This is a genomic window from Streptomyces sp. NPDC001796 (genome assembly GCF_042892355.1).
Lineage (GTDB): Bacteria > Actinomycetota > Actinomycetes > Streptomycetales > Streptomycetaceae > Streptomyces.
Genome location: NZ_JBIAUC010000019.1, coordinates 1 through 15,921 on the forward strand (window position 1 = coordinate 1; position 15,921 = coordinate 15,921).

Consider the following 15,921-nt stretch of genomic DNA (forward strand, 5'->3'; position numbering starts at 1 on the left):
CTGAACTCCCGCTGGATGCACTGGAGATGGCGTTGTGGAGACGCCGGATCAAGAAGGACTCCGGCCTCATTCATCACAGCGACCGCGGGTCGCAAGGTGGATTCAACTGGTCGTCGCAACACCTCGATCACGGAGGTGTGCGATGGCACGGAGCAGGCGACGGATGCTGGAGGCGCCGGCGGGTGCCCGGCGGCAGTGGGCAGCGGATCGGGCACTCCGGCCACCGATGCGTTCCCCGGGGCGGCCGGAGCCATCTCGCGCGGTGCAGCGGGAGTTCTGGCGTCTGATCGCGTCGGGGGTGACGACGGTTGAGGCCGCGGGCGAGGTGGGTGTGTCGTGGCCGGTCGGGTCGCGGTGGTTCCGTCACGCTGGCGGGATGCCGCCGCTCAGCCTGGACGAGCCCACGGGCCGATACTTGTCGTTCGCCGAGCGGGAGGAGATTGCGCTGCTTCGTGCTCAGGAGGTAGGCGTGCGTGAGATCGCGCGCCGGATCGGACGCGACCCGGGGACTGTTTCTCGCGAGTTGCGCCGCAACGCGGCGACCAGGAGCGGGAAGCAGGTCTACCGCGCGTTGGTGGCGCAGTGGAAAGCGCAGCAAGCTGCGAAACGCCCGAAGACGGCGAAGCTCGTGGGCAACGACAGGTTGCGTGAGTACGTGCAAGAGCGGCTTGAGGGGAGCGTCCGCCGACCCGATGGCACGACCGTCACAGGCCCCGAGACGCCCGCGTGGAAGGGCCTGAACAAGCCGCATCGGCAGGACAGGAGATGGGCGACGGCGTGGAGTCCGGAGCAGATTTCCCACCGGCTGAGAAGCGACTTCCCCGATGATGAGTCCATGCGCATCAGCCATGAGGCGATCTATCAGTCGCTGTTCATCCAGGGGCGTGGTGCGCTCAAACGGGAGCTGGTGGCGTGTCTGCGGACCGGTCGGGCACTGCGGGAACCGCGGGCTCGGTCACGCAACAAGGCGCAGGGGCATGTCACCGCCGACGTCGTCCTCAGCGAACGGCCCGCTGAAGCCGCGGACCGAGCGGTCCCCGGGCACTGGGAGGGGGGTCTGATCATCGGGACTGGCCGGTCCGCGATCGGCACGCTCGTTGAGCGCAGCAGCCGGTCCACGCTCCTGGTGCATCTGCCTCGGCTGGAGGGTTGGGGCGAGAAATCCCCCGTGAAGAACGGTCCCTCGCTCGGCGGCTACGGCGCTGTCGCGATGAACGCCGCGCTGATGGCGTCGATGACGAAGCTGCCCGAGCAGCTACGCAGGTCCCTCACCTGGGACCGAGGGAAAGAACTCTCCGGGCATGCCCAGTTCACATTCGAAACCGGCACGAGAGTGTTCTTCGCTGACCCGCATTCGCCCTGGCAGCGACCTACGAACGAGAACACCAATGGCCTGCTGCGTCAGTACTTCCCGAAAGGCACCGACCTGTCCCGGTGGTCGGCCGAGGACCTCGAAGCCGTCGCCTTCGCGATCAATAACCGGCCACGCAAGGTCCTCGGTTGGAAGACCCCCGCCGAGGTCTTCGCCGAGCAGCTACGCTCACTACAACAGCCCGGTGTTGCAACGACCGATTGAACTCGCCCAATACGTATCAATTCGGTACACCGAGAGGCTGTCCGAGATCGGGGCTTCAGCCTCGGTCGGCTCGGTCGCGGACAGCTACGACAACGCGATGGCAGAGGCGCTGAACGGCACCTTCAAGGCCGAGCTGATCGAGATGCAAGGACCGTGGCGGGACGTTGACCAGGTCGAGCGGGCGATCTTCCAATGGGTCACCTGGTACAACGAGGAACGGCTCCACTCCGCCCTCGACTACGTACCGCCCGCCGAGTACGAACGCGAGTGGTGGCGACAACAGGAAGCCACCCCCCAGTCCGCCTAAAACAAGATCACCGGACTCCACGAAACTCGGGGCAGCTCACGCCCATTGCGGAGGCGGCGCCCGGCGCCACCTCGTGGTGCTGCGCTGCGGCAGCGCCGGGGGCCGCGCCCAGCATGCACGCGACTCCGGCGGCGGTCATCGACGCCAGTAGACGTCTGAGTCTGATCACTCTCTTCCCCCTGTTCGGATGATGGTGTGCGAGGTCACTAGACACCAACTCCCCGGACCGGGCAACGCAGTTACCCGGTGGCGATGGCGGGGCTTTCCGGCTGCCCGGTGCCGGGTGCCGAGTGCCGGGTGCCGGGTGCCGACCAGGCCACCACCGTTCCCGGCGCCCGCTCCACGGCCAAGGCCCGGGTCGGAGACCCGGGCCTTCTTGCCGTCCGGCGTGATCAGCTGCGCGCCCCCACGGTCGGCGTGTTCAGACCGTGGGGCGGCGTCGGCGGACTCCCGCCTCCTTCGGCAGGTGGCCTGTGCCGCCCAGGACGATCACCTGGAATGCGGCGCCGACGTAGGCGGTCACGAAGCGGGAGATCCTGTGGGTGCTGCGCATGGTGGGTCACCTGCCTGCTCGGGTCTGTGGGCTGGTTCTTCGAGTGCGCGCTCGGCGTCACCAGGTCGGCGTCACCAGTTGACGGCGTCGTCCATCGACTGCTGCCAGTACGTGACCTTGAGCGAGTCGTCGACGTAGACGCCCTTCGCGGGCAGCGACGGGTGAGCGCCCGCGCCGACGCTCTCGTTGCCGGAGCGGCCGCGGAAATAGACGGTCAGCGAGTTCACCGTGTGGCCGTTCGAGCCGCTGCCGTCGGTGGCGGACAGGTTCACCGAGGCGTAGCCGGACTGGCCCGGCTCGAGCGTGACGACTGCCTGCGGCTGCGAGTCCCGGATGACCGGGGGCACGGCCTGGGCCTCGCCGAAACGGACGGCCGGGTAGCCGTAGAGGAAGCAGGTCTTGCTACCGGTGTTGGTCACCGTGAGCAGCATGTGGTTCACGGGGCGGTTCAGCGGGGCCGCGACCGTCTTGGTGTTGGACCCCTCGCAGGTGACGGGCCTACCGGACGAGACGGGCGCCTTCGACGCAGAGGCGCCGGCGGCCGGCCTGGTGCTGCCGGTGGCGGGCCTGGCCGCCGGGGAGGACGAGCCGGAGCCGGAGCTGGAGTTGGAGTTGGAGTTGGAAGACGAAGCTCCGGATGAAGAAGCGCCGGAGGAGGGGGTCTCGGTCGACGCGGTGGCCGCCGAGGCGCCCTCGTTGCGGACGCCTGTGCCGTCGTTGCACGCGGTCAGGGAGAGCGCCGCGAGAACGACGGTCGCGGCGGCGCCGACGAGACGAGTGCGGGAGGTGCGGAGGTTGGACATGCGGCCGTTCCCCTTCGGTGTTCGGGTCGGGGTGGTGATTGGATGTCCGAAGCTTGTGCGGCGTTCTGTCCCAACCGCCACGCACAGCGGGCAGTTGGGGACGCTGGAACAGTGAAACGCGCTCTGACCAGGGAGAAGGCAGTGGCCCTGGAACGCGGGACTGGAACACGAGGGGATGGGGGAACGGGTGTCGGGGGCAACAGGGGCCGGCGGAGCGGAGGCGTTCGCGCGGCTGCTGCGGGAACTCAAGGACCGCTCGGGACTGAGCTACGGGGCGCTTGCCAAGCGGCTGCACATGAGCACGTCGACGCTGCACCGCTACTGCAACGGCACAGCGGTGCCCATCGAGTACGCACCGGTGGAGCGCCTCGCAAGGGTCTGCCGGGCAACGCCGGACGAGCTGGTGGAGTTGCACCGGCGCTGGATCCTGGCGGACGCGGCGCGAGGGAGCAGGGCGGAGCAGGCCACGGCGACGGGTTCGGTGCAGGGAGCCGGTTCCGCTGATGCGAAGGATGTGACCGATGCTGCCGATGCCCCCGATGCCGCCGATGCTGCCGATGCGGCCGATGTGCGGGAGACCATCGAAACGGCGGATCCAGGATCACCGGCACCGCACGGACGGGGCGAGGGCAACGGCGACGGCGACGACCACGGCGACGGCCACGGCGACGGCGACGACCACGGCGAGCAGGTCGTCGTCGACGTGCCGCGCGAGTTCGCGCCGCCACGTCGTCGCCGTACCGCGCTGATCGCCTCCGCCGCGACGGTCGCCGTGCTGGGAGCCGTCGTGCTCAGCGTGCTTCCGTTCGGCGGCGGGAACGACGCCGGCGACCAGCAGGCGGCCGGTACCACCGCCACGACCACCGGCACGGTGGACGCCGGGAAGCCGTCCCCGTCCTCGTCCCCGTCCCCGAGCGCGAAGGGGCACACGCCGTCCGCATCGGCCTCCGCCCCCACCACCGCGTCCGGGGGTGCCGGATCCGGCACCTCGAAGGACGGCGGCAAGCAGGGCGGGGCCCAGCGCAACGACGGCAGCGCCACCGGCGCCGTCCCGCTCACCGTCGGCACCCGTCCCTACGTCTACGACGACCCGTGCAGCCAGCATTTCCTCGTCAACAGCGAACCAGAGCAGGTGGGCCCGCCGGCGAACGAGCAGGACGCCCCGCGCTGGGCCGCCGCGTACGGGGCGGTGTCCTCGGACGCGCAGGAGATCGCTCTCACCGTCCAGGGCACCGGCGAGGACACCGTCGTACTGGAGGCGTTGCACGTGCGCGTCCTCGCCAAGGGCGCGCCGCTCGCCTGGAACGACTACTCGATGGGCGTCGGCTGCGGCGGCGGTGTCGACACGAAGTCGTTCGACATCGACCTCGACAACGGCAGTCCCACGGTCACCGTCAAGGGGGGCCAACGGGACTTCCCGTACAAGGTCACCGAGTCCGACCCGGAGGTCTTCTACGTCACCGCCCACACCAAGGCCCACGACGTTCGCTGGGACCTCACCCTGGACTGGTCCAGCGGCGGCCGCCGCGGCACCGTCCACATCGACAACGCCGGCACCGCGTTCCGCACCAGCGCCGACGTGAACCGCCCGGGCTACGACTACCCGCTGGGCGGCAGCGAGTGGATCAAACGGGACAGCTGACCGGGTCGGGGGAGGGAAGCTGCTCACCCACGAGGGCTGACGGGCACGGTCGACAGCGGGCGGAAAGCCCTCCGTGGGTGGGGCCGGTCGCCATGGCGCCTCCGTGAGCCCGTTGTTCGACCGACTTTCCGTCCGCCTGGCAGCGCGCCGGGGTCGCGGTGGTCATGTTTGGCTCGCCGGCGCGATCTCGTCGAGCAGTCCGCGGATGCGCTTCTCGATCTCGTCGCGGATGGGTCGGACGGCGTCGACGCCCTGTCCGGCCGGGTCGGGGAGCGCCCAGTCGAGGTAACGCTTACCGGGGAAGACGGGGCAGGTGTCGCCGCAGCCCATCGTGATCACCACATCGGACGCCTGGACGGCTTCGGCCGTGAGCACCTTGGGCACCTCGGCGGAGATGTCGATGCCTGCCTCCGACATCGCTTCGACAACGGACGGGTTGACCGCCTCGGCGGGCGCGGACCCGGCAGAGCGGACCTGTACGCGGTCGCCCGCAAGGTGGGTGAGGAACGCTGCGGCCATCTGGGAGCGCCCGGCGTTGTGGACGCAGACGAACAGCACGGAGGGACGTTCAGCCGGGGTGTGCATGGCCGGTGTGTCTTTCTGGGCGGAGGACGGTCAGGGGGTGTGGGCGAATTCGGGTTCGCCCGGGAAGGGGGCGGGGGTGTTCTGTGCGGGCGCCGTGCGCCCGAAGACCGCGAGCACCAGCCCCAGCCCCAGCCCGGCGCCCACCAGTTGGGCCACGATGAACGGGCCGAGCGAGCCGGGGGCGATACCGGTGAAGCTGTCGGTGAAGGTCCGGCCGATGGTGACCGCCGGGTTCGCGAACGAGGTGGAGGACGTGAACCAGTACGCCGCGCCGATGTACGACGCCACGGCCACAGGTCCGAAGTGGGAGCGGTCGGTGCGGGCCAAGCCGACGACCAGCAGGACCAGCCCGGCGGTCGCGACCACTTCGCCCAGCCACAGGTGACCGGCGAAGCGGTCGTGAGTGGACCACTGGACGAGCGGTTTGCCGAACATCGCGTCGGCCACCAGGGCACCGACGACGGCTCCGGCGATCTGAGCCGGTACGTACACGGTGACGTCCCGCGCGGTCGGTCCGTCCTCGCTGTGGCGGCCGGCGAGCCAGGCCGCGAGGGTGACGACGGGGTTGAAGTACGCACCGGAGACCGGCCCCAGAAGCGCGATGAGCGTGCCCAGGCCGAACACCGTGGCCAGCGAGTTGGCCAGCAGTTGCACGCCCACGTCCCTGGTCAGCTCGGTGGCCTGGATGCCTGAGCCGACGACCACCGCCACCAGTGCGGCCGAGCCCACGGCTTCGGCGACGGCCCGGCGGCCCAGCGAGGCGTTCACGCGGTTGCCTCGGCCTTCTGCGACGTCGTCAGGAAGGCGGCGAGCCGGTCGAGGGTGGCGGGCAGTGCCCAGTAATAGACCCAGGTGCCCCGCCGTTCGCAGTCGATCAGACCGGCCTGACGCAGCAGTTTGAGGTGGTGCGAGATCGTCGGCTGGGCCAGGTCGAAGGCCGGGGTCAGGTCACAGACGCACACCTCGCCGCCCGCCCGCGAGGCGATCATCGACAGCAGGCGCAGGCGTACCGGGTCACCCAGCGCCTTGAACAGCTTCGCCAGTTCCGCCGCCTGGTCCTCGTCCAGGGGCGCGGACACCAGCCCTGGGCAGCACGCGCCGTTCTCGTCGCTCTGTCCGAGCACCACAAGCTCTTGCTTCGACATGCGTCTATGTTGACATCCTTCGATACAAGTCGGCAAGCTTGAATCGACAAACATCAATGCAAGCCGTTGGGAGCCCTGCCATGTCCCGTGCTCAGCTCGCCCTGCGCGTCAGCGACCTGGAGGCGTCGATCAGCTTCTACTCGAAGCTGTTCGGCACCGAACCGGCCAAGCGGCGTGAGGGCTACGCCAACTTCGCCATCACCGAGCCCCCGCTCAAGCTCGTCCTGATCGAGGGCGAGCCCGGCGAGGAGACCCGGCTCGACCACCTCGGCGTGGAGGTCGAGTCCACCGACCAGGTTGACGCCGCCACCACCCGCCTCAAGGACGCCGGCCTGGCCACGTTCGAGGAGAACGACACCTCCTGCTGCTACGCCCTCCAGGACAAGGTCTGGGTGCACGGCCCCGGCAAGGAGCCCTGGGAGGTGTACGTCGTGAAGGCCGACGCCGACACCCTCGGCAAGAGCGCCGACCCCGACACCACCGGCGACGGCTGCTGCACCTCCCCGGCCGCTGAACCGGCCTCCGCGTCAGCGGGTTGCATCTGCGGCTGAACAGCAGTTCACGAGCATCCGCCGGTGGTTGCTGCACATCCGCGGATGCAGCAACCACCGCAACGACAGCCGACCGGCTCGCGGCGTACGGCCTCGATGGAAGGCCTGTGAAGAGCCCGTGACCGGCGATCCGGACAGCAATGGCCGTCCAGCCGATGGTTCGGGACAAAGTGAGCGCATGTGAACCCTGGCCCTGAGGTGTGCACGGCTGGATTCACTGACACAGCCGGCCAAGGACACAGAACTCGTTGCCTTCGAGGTCTGCCGGCACGACCCACGACTGGTCACCCTGGCCGATGCCGTTCTCATGGAATGTCCGGTTTGGTCACTTGGGTGTCCAAGGCAGTCCTGGGTGCGACGGGTGGCGGGCGATCCGCCTGAGGAAATGAGCGGCAGGATCCCCTTTGTAGGCGGTACGGTGCGCCGATGTCAGCGATCAAGAAGTTCCAAGTCACCTTCGACTGCGCAGAACCTGAGCGCCTCGCTCGCTTCTGGTGCGAGGTGTTGGGGTACGTCACACCGCCGCCACCGGAGGGATTCACGACCTGGGAGGACTTCAACCGCACCCTGCCCCCTGAGAAGCGGGGTTCATGGTTCGCCTGCAGTGATCCCTCAGGTGTGGGCCCGCGCCTGTACTTCCAGCGCGTCCCCGAAGGCAAGATCGTCAAAAACCGGGTGCATCTCGACGTCCGGGTCGGCACCGGGCTCGTGGGGGACGAGCGCCTCGCCAGGCTCGAAGCCGAGTGCGCACGACTGGTGGCGCTCGGTGCGACCCACGTGCAAACGCTGTATGCCGATGGGGAAAACGAGTCGTGCATCCCCATGCTGGACATCGAGGGCAACGAATTCTGTATCGACTGAGCATTCTCCGGGCCGGGGAGGCAGGGAGCCGCCTCCCCTGGGCCTCTCTGGGCGGCCGGGAGTCAGTCGGTCATCGCGTCGCGGACGAGCGCGGTGTCGACGAATTGCTCGAAGCGGACGATCAGGCCGCCGCGTACGACGAAGTGGTGGGCCGCCGCCGGCACGATGTGGTCGGCCGTTCCGGCAGCAGCGGGGCGCGGCCGGAGTTGCCGAATCCGACCGCGGTGGCGGCGCGGCCGGCGGGGGGTGAAGCGACGCGGACGTCGATCGGTTTGCCGGTCGCCTTGTCGGCCGCGGTGTAACGGGCGGGGACGACGTTCAACTTATTGACATGGACGCGCCTCAGTGCCACGTTGAGAGCGCTCTCAACAAGGTACGGACCAATCTCCCCGCACAACCCCCCACGGAGGTGGAGCGTGCTCAGCAGGCTCACTCACCGACTCCTGGCGCCGACAGCGGCGGCCACGCTGCTCGCGGCATTCCTCGCGCTGCACTCGGCCCCGTCCGCCGCCGCGGCGGTCCCCGACACCATCCCCCTGACGCTGACCAACAACTCGGGCCGGAGCGAGCCGGTCTACGTCTACGACATCGGCACCCTGCTCTCGACGGGACAGCAGGGCTGGTCGGACGCGAACGGCACCTTCCACGCCTGGCCCGCCGGCGGCAATCCGCCGACACCCGCGCCCGACGCGTCCATCCCAGGTCCCGCGGCCGGGCAGTCGAAGACCATCCGGATCCCCAAGTTCTCCGGCCGCATCTACTTCTCCTACGGCCAGAAGCTGGTCTTCAAGCTGACCACGGGCGGTCTGGTACAGCCGGCCGTGCAGAACCCGAGCGATCCCAACCGCGACATCCTGTTCAACTGGTCCGAGTACACGCTCAACGACTCCGGCCTGTGGCTCAACAGCACCCAGGTGGACATGTTCTCGGCGCCCTACGCGGTCGGAGTGAAGCGCGCCGACGGGAGCACGGCCAGTACCGGGCATCTCAAGCCGGGCGGCTACAACGGCTTCTTCAACGCCCTGCGTGGACAGCCGGGCGGCTGGGCCAACCTCGTCCAGACCCGGTCCGACGGCACCGTGCTGCGAGCCCTGTCCCCAGGGCACGGGCTGGAGACCGGTGCCCTGCCGGCGTCCGTCATGGACGACTACGTGGGCCGCGTCTGGCAGAAGTACGCGACGACGACCCTCACCGTCACGCCGTTCGCCGACCAGCCGAACACGAAGTACTACGGCCGCGTGTCAGGAAACGTCATGAACTTCACCAACGCCTCCGGGGCGATCGTCACCAGCTTCCAGAAGCCGGACGCAGACAGCATCTTCGGCTGCCACAAGCTCCTCGACGCGCCCAACGACCAGGTGCGCGGGCCGATTTCACGCACCCTCTGTGCGGGATTCAACCGCTCCACCCTCCTGGTCAACCCCAACCAGCCGGACACGAGCACGGCGAACTTCTACCAGGACCCGGTGACCAACCACTACGCCCGCAAGATCCACGCCCAGATGGCCGACGGCAAGGCCTACGCGTTCGCCTTCGACGACGTCGGCAACCAGGAGTCACTGGTCCACGACGGCAGTCCGCAACAGGCGTACCTGACCCTTGACCCGCTCAGCTGACACGGATTTCCCGGGGCCGCCGCACCCGGCATGAGCGAGGCCGGGGACGCCGAGGCGGGCGGGGCGTCGGCCGCCCCGAGGCGGCCCCGGCCCGCTCAGGGCATCGGATCCAGGAACGTCAGCACGGAGGCGTCCTCCTCGATCAGCGGGGCGAGGGCGGCGTTGAACGGGGCGCCGTACGGAGCCTTCAGGTGTGCCTGGAAGGCGTCCTCGTCCCGGTACACCTCGAAGATCCAGAAGGCACGCGGGGCGGACGCCTTGGTGTAGACGTCGAAGGCGAGGTTGCCGTCCTCTTCGCGCACCTTCCGGGCGTACTCCCCGAGCAGGCCGGCCACGTCGGCCTCCGCGCCCTCGCGGGCGGTGAACTCGGCGAACAGGGTCTTCTTCACGATGTCGCGTCCTCGCGTCGTCGGTGCGGCCGTTCAACGGCACCTGGGGCCCACTGGTTCCGGATCATGCCGTCCTCCACCCGCAGACGGCAGACGTGCGCGCGCACGCCATGGACGCCATGGACGCCATGGACATCACGACGTCACGGACGCCCCCACGTCACCGGAGCCGGAGTGGTGGCGGCACACGCCACCCCGGCATGTCATCGCTGACTTATGTCATCGATGACATCGAGGGGGCCCGACGATGATGTGCCAACACGGCCCACGCGTCAACGGGTTCGGCGGCCCCCGTGGACGTTGCCGATTTGTGACGAGCACAAGGCATTGACGTTGCCGGGAGCGGAGTCCATCATCCTCGGCAAGCAAGCAGTGTCAACGATGACATATGTCAACGATGACACCTCGGGACGGCATGTTTCGATGCCGGCCACGCCGCCCGCAATCCCGCAGGAGTCGTTCATGTCTCGCACCACTCGTCTGTCCCCCTCCCTCCTCAGAGCCGCCGCGTGCACCGGCATCGCAGCCCTCACCCTGACGGCCTGCGGCTCCGGCTCCGGTTCCGGCTCGGTGAGCGCGGGCTCCGGCTCGGGCAAGGGCGTCAAGGTCGGTCTGATCACCAAGACCGACACCAACCCGTTCTTCGTGAAGATGAAGGAGGGCGCGGAGAAGGCCGCCAAGGAGGACGGCGTCCAACTGGTCACCGCGGCAGGCAAGTTCGACGGGGACAACGCCGGTCAGGTGACTGCCATCGAGAACATGGTCGCCTCCGGGGTCAAGGGAATCCTGATCACCCCGAGCGACTCCAAGGCGATCGTGCCCGCGATCCAGAAGGCCCGCGCCAAGGGCGTCCTGGTGATCGCCCTGGACACCCCGCCCGAGCCGCAGAGCGCGGTCGACGCCCTCTTCGCGACCAACAACTTCAACGCCGGCCAGCTGATCGGCGAGTACGCCAAGTCGGCCATGAAGGGCAAGACGGCCAAGATAGCCACGCTCGACCTCGCGCCGGGCGTCTCCGTCGGCGTCCAGCGGCACGACGGCTTCCTGAAGGGCTTCGGCGCCGCGGACAAGGACGTCGTCTGCTCCCAGGACACCGGCGGCGACCAGGCCAAGGGCCAGACCGCCATGGAGAACTGCCTCCAGAAGGCGCCCGCCATCAACGTCGTCTACACCATCAACGAACCCGCGGCCCTTGGCGCGTACACCGCGCTGAAGGCCAAGGGCCGGGAGAAGGACGTCCTGATCGTCTCCGTCGACGGCGGCTGCACCGGCACCCAGGCGGTCAAGGACGGCAAGATCGCCGCGACCTCGCAGCAGTACCCGCTGAAGATGGCCGCCGACGGCGTCAAGGCGGTCGCGACGTACGCCAAGGACGGCACGAAGGCGTCCGGCTACACCGACACCGGCGTCACCCTGATCACCGACAAGCCGCAGGCCGGGGTCACGTCCAAGGACACCGGGTTCGGCCTGCAGAACTGCTGGGGCTGAGCCGCCCCCGAGGACCGTTCGACACCGCCTCTTCCCTCAGCGGGGCGGCCGGCCCCACACCTCCCCGACCGTGGGACGGCCGCCCCCTTGTCTTCCGACAAGGACTTCGCATGACCGCCACGTCCACCACCACGCCGTACGCCGAGCTCAAAGGACCGACGACGGCCCGCAGAGTGCTGACGGCACCGACCACCGGCCCGCTGGCCGCTCTCATCCTGGCCTGTGTCTTCTTCTCCCTGACGACTGACCAGTTCCTCTCCGGGGGGAACTTCTCACTGATCGTCCAGCAAGTGATGGTCGTCGGCACCCTCGCCATCGGGCAGACCCTGATCATCCTCACGGCGGGCATCGATCTGTCGTGCGGGGCCGTGATGGCGTTCGGCAGCATCCTGATCGCCAAGATGGCGGCCCAGGGCACCCTGCCACCTCTCCTCGCCATCGCTCTGGGCGTCGCCGTCTGCGGCGGGTTCGGCCTGGTGAACGGGCTGCTGGTGCAGAAGATCCCGCTGCCGCCGTTCATCGTGACCCTCGGCATGCTCAACGTGGCGTTCGCACTGACCCACATCTACTCCGAGGAGCAGACCGTCACCAGCCTGCCCGGACCGCTGACGGCCCTCGGGCAGACCTTCCCGCTCGGCAAGACCGACATCACCTACGGCTCCCTGGTCACCATCGCGCTGTTCCTGCTGCTCGCCTACGCGCTGAGCAGCACGGCGTGGGGCCGGCACGTCTACGCCCTCGGCAACAGCTCCGAGGCCGCCCGGCTCAACGGCATCCGCAACTCCCGGCTGACCGTCGGCATCTACACCGTGGCCGGCCTGCTGTACGGGGTCGCGGCGCTGCTGCTGATCTCCCGCACCGGAGTCGGGGACCCCCAGGCAGGGCAGACCGACAACCTGGACAGCATCACCGCCGTGGTCCTCGGCGGCACCAGCCTCTTCGGTGGACGCGGTTCGGTGCTCGGCACGTTCATCGGCGTCCTCATCGTCGGCGTCTTCCGCAACGGCCTGCAGCTGATGGGCGTCGCCTCCATCTACCAGACCCTGATCACCGGAGTCCTGGTGATCCTCGCGGTGACCGTCGACCAGATCTCCCGGAAGAAGGCCCGATGACCGCCACCTCTCCCACCCCCGTTCTGCAGGCCCGCGGCCTGGTCAAGCGCTACGGCCACGTCACCGCCATCGACGGCGCCGACTTCGACCTGCTGCCCGGCGAGGTCCTCGCGGTCATCGGCGACAACGGCGCCGGCAAGACCAGCCTCATCAAGGCCCTCACCGGTGCGGTGATCCCGGACGCGGGCGAGATACGCCTGAACGGCGAACCCGTCACCTTCGCCGGTCCGCAGAGCGCACGCGCCCACGGCATCGAGACCGTCTACCAGGACCTCGCCGTGGCCGCCTCCATGGACATCGCCTCCAACATGTTCCTCGGCCGCGAACTGCGCCGCCCCGGCCTCCTCGGCAGCGCGTTCCGCATGCTCGACAAGAAGCGGATGCGCCAGGAGGCCGCCGAGCACATGGCCGACCTGAAGATCGGGCTGCGGTCGCTCACCCAGGCGGTCGAGACCCTCTCCGGCGGCCAGCGCCAGGCCGTGGCCGTCGCCCGGGCGGTCGCCTGGGCCCGTACGGTCGTCGTCATGGACGAACCCACCGCCGCTCTCGGCGTCAAGGAGTCCGGCCAGGTCCTGGACCTCATCCGCCGCGTCCGCGACAAGGGCATGCCGGTCGTCCTGATCAGCCACAACATGCCCCATGTCTTCGAGATCGCCGACCGGATCCACGTCCACCGGCTGGGCAGGCGGGCCGCCCTGATCAAGCCCTCCGACTACTCCATGGCGGAGGTCGTCGCCATCATGACCGGCGCGCTCACCCTCGATGAGGCCGGCGGTACGGTCGTAGCGGACTCCGAGGCGGCCAAGGCCGCCGGGGTCCAGGCCAACTGACTTGACAGTCTCGTCGGTTCCGGCCGCCCGAGCGGCCGGAACCGACGAGCCCACACGGAACGGTCCTCCATGGCAGTGAACCGCCGACCCACCCTGGCCGACGTCGCCCGAGAAGTCGGCGTCAGCGCCAAGACGGTCTCCCGCGTCCTCAACGAGGACGGACCCGTCTCGGACCGGACCAGGCAGCAGGTGCTCGCCGCCGTGGCCAGGCTCGGCTTCCAGCCGAACCTCATGGCACGCAACATCCGCATCGGCGGACCCGACACCACCATCGGACTGGTCGTCCCGGACCTGGGCAACCCGTTCTTCGGGGCCGTGGCCGGCGGCATAGAGGACACGGTGCGCGACCGCGGTCTGACCCTGCTGATGGGTTCCTCCGCTGACGATCCCGACCGCGAGCACGCGTTGACGGACCAGTTCCTCGCCCGGCGCGTCAGCGTCCTGATGGTGGTGCCGTCCGTCGGCGCCGACCACTCCCACCTCAAGGCCCACCGTGCCGCGGGGCTGCCCGTGGTCTTCGTCGACCGTCCGGGGGCGGGCCTGGCCACGGACAGCGTCGTCAGCTCCAACCGTGCAGGCGCCCAGGAGGGCGTCACCCATCTGATCGCCCACGGCCACCGGCGCATCGGCTTCATCGGCGACCTGCCCGTCAAGTTGTACACACGCCGCGAACGCCTGGCCGGATACCGCTCGGCCCTGCGGGAAGCCGACCTCGCCTACGACCGTGCGCTGGTCACCAGCGCGCACGACCCCCAGGCGGCCGCCACCGCGACCTCGCAGCTGCTCGACCTGGCTGACCCGCCCACGGCCCTGTTCGCCGGCAACAACTTCGCCGCCCTGGGGATCGTCGCGGAACTCTCCCGAGGCAAGAGGAAGGACGTGGCGGTCGTCGCCTTCGACGACCTGCCGCTCGCCGAGGCACTGGAGCCGGCCCTCACCGTCGTCGCCCAGGACCCGGAGGAAATCGGCAGGGCGGCCGCGGCCACCGCCCTGGCACGACTCGACGGCGACCGCTCCCGCGCCCGCACCATCACCGTCCCCACCCGGCTGATCGTCCGGGGCTCGGGCGAGTGCCCCGCCCCTGCGCTGCGGGAGTCGTGAAGCTCTCGACAGGCGGAACGAGCCCGGTGGGGCGCCCAGGGGGCCGAGGCGTGCCCCGACTCAGCCGGTGAAGAACTTCTTGTCGAGCGCTATGGCAACCAGCCGGTCCATGCTCAGCGCCGGCTGCGGTCGCGTCACCGGAGCGCTCTCGGCGTACGAGTTGACCTCCCGCACCGCCACCCGGCGACCGTCCTTCCGCAGAGTGTCGACCAGCCACACCGCGGCCGAACCACCCTTCTCCGAGGACCCCTTGACCTTCTTCACCTTGGTGCCGTCGGCCAGGGTGACGGCCTCGCACTCACCGGAGACCCCGGCGCAACCCATGAGCCCGGCCAGGTCTTTCGTCTGGTCGTACTGCACGTCGACCTCCACCATGTTCTTCCCGTGGCCGTCGTCGTAGACCAGCTGGACCAGCTCTTCGTCGGCGTTCACGTCGGACACGGTCCCGCCCCGGGGCAGGTGTGACTTCAGCACCTCGGTCAGACGTGCGCCCGGTACCCGCTTGACGCCGGTGGAGGGAGTCGTGGAGGGGGCCTCCTCCGGGGCCGGCAGCGCGGCGATCGCCTTGTTCCAGGCCGGGCTGCGCACGATGGAGGTCAGCTGAGCGATCGACAGCAGCGGGTCGGCTCCGGAGGCCGAGCCCTTCTCCCCGCCACCGCCGAACTCCTGCACCGTCAGCTGGGCCCCCTCGCGGGTGGTGAACACGACGTACCAGCGCCTCTGCCCGGTGTCGCTGCTCGGGTAGGTGAACGACTCGGTGGTGTTGAGCACCGCCCCGCCCGGGAGCTTCTGGGTGGTGCACTTGTCGTAAGGGCGCACCTCCACCGGAAGGCAGCCGCCCTGACCCTGCTGGCCGGCGGCTGCTCCGGAGTCGACCCGCGCGATGGCGATGTCGATGCCGGAGGACCCGTTGGCGGTGGAGTAGGTGAGTTTGGCGTACGGCCAGACGACCGAACCGTCCCCCTCGGAACCCCTCCCCGAGGCGGCGGAGACGGTACCGCCGGGCGGCAGCAGGCTCTTCAGCGTGCGGACCATCTCCTCCCCGCTGATCGACGCCGGTGCCGGGGAGGGCGACTGCTCGGTGGAGTGCGCGGGGCCGCCGGGCCTCAACTGCTCGGGCGAGCCGCCGCCCCCGCTGCCGAAGGCGTTCGTGACCATCAGGGTTCCGCCCGTGGCGACCACCGCGAAGGCGGCCGTGGCGGCGGCGACCTGGGTGGCGCGGATCAGCCGCATCCGCCGGCCCCGGGCGACGGAACGCCGCACCAGGTCGGCGGAGTGGGGCGGGAACTCGCTGCTGGCGCGGCTCATGGCGCGGGTCAGCCGTTCCTCGAAGTCCTCGTTGGGTGACATGGGGGTCTCCGT

17 protein-coding genes and 1 pseudogene are annotated in these 15,921 nt (G+C 69.4%); 10 read left to right on the forward strand and 8 right to left on the reverse strand.

Translation table 11 applies throughout. The features are described from left to right. Nucleotides 1-163 precede the first annotated feature (163 nt). Together ACFYZE_RS28895 and ACFYZE_RS28900 are read left to right on the forward strand one after the other, a co-directional pair. On the forward strand, nt 164-1,576 hold the full coding sequence (locus ACFYZE_RS28895) for an IS30 family transposase (RefSeq protein WP_389000161.1): 1,413 nt from the start codon (nt 164-166) through the stop codon (nt 1,574-1,576). A 97-nt stretch (nt 1,577-1,673) separates the two neighbouring features. Next, nucleotides 1,674-1,883 (forward strand): integrase core domain-containing protein, encoded by a 210-nt coding sequence (locus tag ACFYZE_RS28900; protein WP_389000164.1) that lies wholly within the window; start codon nt 1,674-1,676, stop codon nt 1,881-1,883. Nucleotides 1,884-2,304: 421 nt separating this feature from the next. Here ACFYZE_RS28900 and ACFYZE_RS28905 read toward each other — a convergent pair whose 3' ends face one another. Together ACFYZE_RS28905 and ACFYZE_RS28910 are read right to left on the reverse strand one after the other, a co-directional pair. Then, nucleotides 2,305-2,436, reverse strand: coding sequence for a hypothetical protein (locus ACFYZE_RS28905; RefSeq protein ID WP_389000166.1), 132 nt, complete (start codon nt 2,434-2,436; stop codon nt 2,305-2,307). Between the two features lie 71 nt (nt 2,437-2,507). Next, entirely contained in the window at nt 2,508-3,239 is a 732-nt protein-coding gene (locus tag ACFYZE_RS28910; protein WP_389000168.1) for a DUF4232 domain-containing protein, read from the reverse strand. 187 nt (nt 3,240-3,426) lie between these two features. On the opposite strand from ACFYZE_RS28910, the gene ACFYZE_RS28915 reads away from it, so the two are divergent. Next, entirely contained in the window at nt 3,427-4,881 is a 1,455-nt protein-coding gene (locus ACFYZE_RS28915; RefSeq protein WP_389000171.1) for a helix-turn-helix domain-containing protein, read from the forward strand. A 162-nt stretch (nt 4,882-5,043) separates the two neighbouring features. On the opposite strand, the gene ACFYZE_RS28920 is transcribed toward ACFYZE_RS28915, so the two are convergent. Genes ACFYZE_RS28920 through ACFYZE_RS28930 form a run of 3 tightly spaced genes read right to left on the reverse strand, consistent with a single transcriptional unit; the run spans nt 5,044 to nt 6,611 of the window. After that, the gene (locus tag ACFYZE_RS28920; RefSeq protein WP_389000174.1) at nt 5,044-5,466 is read right to left on the reverse strand and encodes an arsenate reductase ArsC; all 423 of its coding nucleotides are present in this window, start codon (nt 5,464-5,466) and stop codon (nt 5,044-5,046) included. Between the two features lie 30 nt (nt 5,467-5,496). Continuing rightward, nucleotides 5,497-6,234, reverse strand: a complete 738-nt coding sequence (locus ACFYZE_RS28925; protein WP_389000177.1) for an aquaporin — start codon at nt 6,232-6,234, stop codon at nt 5,497-5,499. Continuing rightward, nucleotides 6,231-6,611: an ArsR/SmtB family transcription factor gene (locus ACFYZE_RS28930; RefSeq protein WP_389000180.1), complete on the reverse strand. Its 381-nt coding sequence runs from the start codon at nt 6,609-6,611 to the stop codon at nt 6,231-6,233. The genes ACFYZE_RS28925 and ACFYZE_RS28930 overlap by 4 nt, the downstream gene beginning before the upstream one ends. An 80-nt stretch (nt 6,612-6,691) precedes the next feature. Between ACFYZE_RS28930 and ACFYZE_RS28935 the strand changes: the two genes are divergently transcribed. Both ACFYZE_RS28935 and ACFYZE_RS28940 read left to right on the forward strand, forming a co-directional pair. Further along, nucleotides 6,692-7,162, forward strand: a complete 471-nt coding sequence (locus tag ACFYZE_RS28935) for an ArsI/CadI family heavy metal resistance metalloenzyme (protein WP_389000183.1) — start codon at nt 6,692-6,694, stop codon at nt 7,160-7,162. Between the two features lie 426 nt (nt 7,163-7,588). Next, on the forward strand, nt 7,589-8,023 hold the full coding sequence (locus tag ACFYZE_RS28940; RefSeq protein ID WP_389000186.1) for a VOC family protein: 435 nt from the start codon (nt 7,589-7,591) through the stop codon (nt 8,021-8,023). Nucleotides 8,024-8,085: 62 nt separating this feature from the next. Here the strand turns inward: ACFYZE_RS28940 and ACFYZE_RS28945 are convergent. After that, nucleotides 8,086-8,339, reverse strand: a pseudogene (locus ACFYZE_RS28945) (hypothetical protein); the annotation flags it as partial. A 100-nt stretch (nt 8,340-8,439) separates the two neighbouring features. On the opposite strand from ACFYZE_RS28945, the gene ACFYZE_RS28950 reads away from it, so the two are divergent. Continuing rightward, nucleotides 8,440-9,639 (forward strand): glycoside hydrolase family 64 protein, encoded by a 1,200-nt coding sequence (locus ACFYZE_RS28950; RefSeq protein ID WP_389000188.1) that lies wholly within the window; start codon nt 8,440-8,442, stop codon nt 9,637-9,639. A gap of 95 nt (nt 9,640-9,734) precedes the next feature. On the opposite strand, the gene ACFYZE_RS28955 is transcribed toward ACFYZE_RS28950, so the two are convergent. Then, nucleotides 9,735-10,028 (reverse strand): putative quinol monooxygenase, encoded by a 294-nt coding sequence (locus ACFYZE_RS28955; RefSeq protein WP_389000191.1) that lies wholly within the window; start codon nt 10,026-10,028, stop codon nt 9,735-9,737. A 462-nt stretch (nt 10,029-10,490) separates the two neighbouring features. Between ACFYZE_RS28955 and ACFYZE_RS28960 the strand changes: the two genes are divergently transcribed. From ACFYZE_RS28960 to ACFYZE_RS28975, 4 genes are all read left to right on the forward strand, one after another. After that, entirely contained in the window at nt 10,491-11,516 is a 1,026-nt protein-coding gene (locus ACFYZE_RS28960; RefSeq protein WP_389000194.1) for a sugar ABC transporter substrate-binding protein, read from the forward strand. A gap of 110 nt (nt 11,517-11,626) precedes the next feature. Continuing rightward, nucleotides 11,627-12,628: an ABC transporter permease gene (locus tag ACFYZE_RS28965; protein WP_389000197.1), complete on the forward strand. Its 1,002-nt coding sequence runs from the start codon at nt 11,627-11,629 to the stop codon at nt 12,626-12,628. After that, nucleotides 12,625-13,458 (forward strand): ATP-binding cassette domain-containing protein, encoded by an 834-nt coding sequence (locus ACFYZE_RS28970; RefSeq protein ID WP_389000200.1) that lies wholly within the window; start codon nt 12,625-12,627, stop codon nt 13,456-13,458. Before ACFYZE_RS28965 ends, ACFYZE_RS28970 begins: the two co-directional genes overlap by 4 nt. Before the next feature lie 69 nt (nt 13,459-13,527). Next, nucleotides 13,528-14,559, forward strand: a complete 1,032-nt coding sequence (locus ACFYZE_RS28975; protein ID WP_389000202.1) for a LacI family DNA-binding transcriptional regulator — start codon at nt 13,528-13,530, stop codon at nt 14,557-14,559. 60 nt (nt 14,560-14,619) lie between these two features. On the opposite strand, the gene ACFYZE_RS28980 is transcribed toward ACFYZE_RS28975, so the two are convergent. Continuing rightward, nucleotides 14,620-15,909 carry a hypothetical protein gene (locus ACFYZE_RS28980; protein ID WP_389000205.1) on the reverse strand — a complete coding sequence of 430 codons (1,290 nt, stop codon included), beginning with the start codon at nt 15,907-15,909 and terminating at the stop codon, nt 14,620-14,622. Between the last annotated feature and the right edge of the window lie 12 nt (nt 15,910-15,921).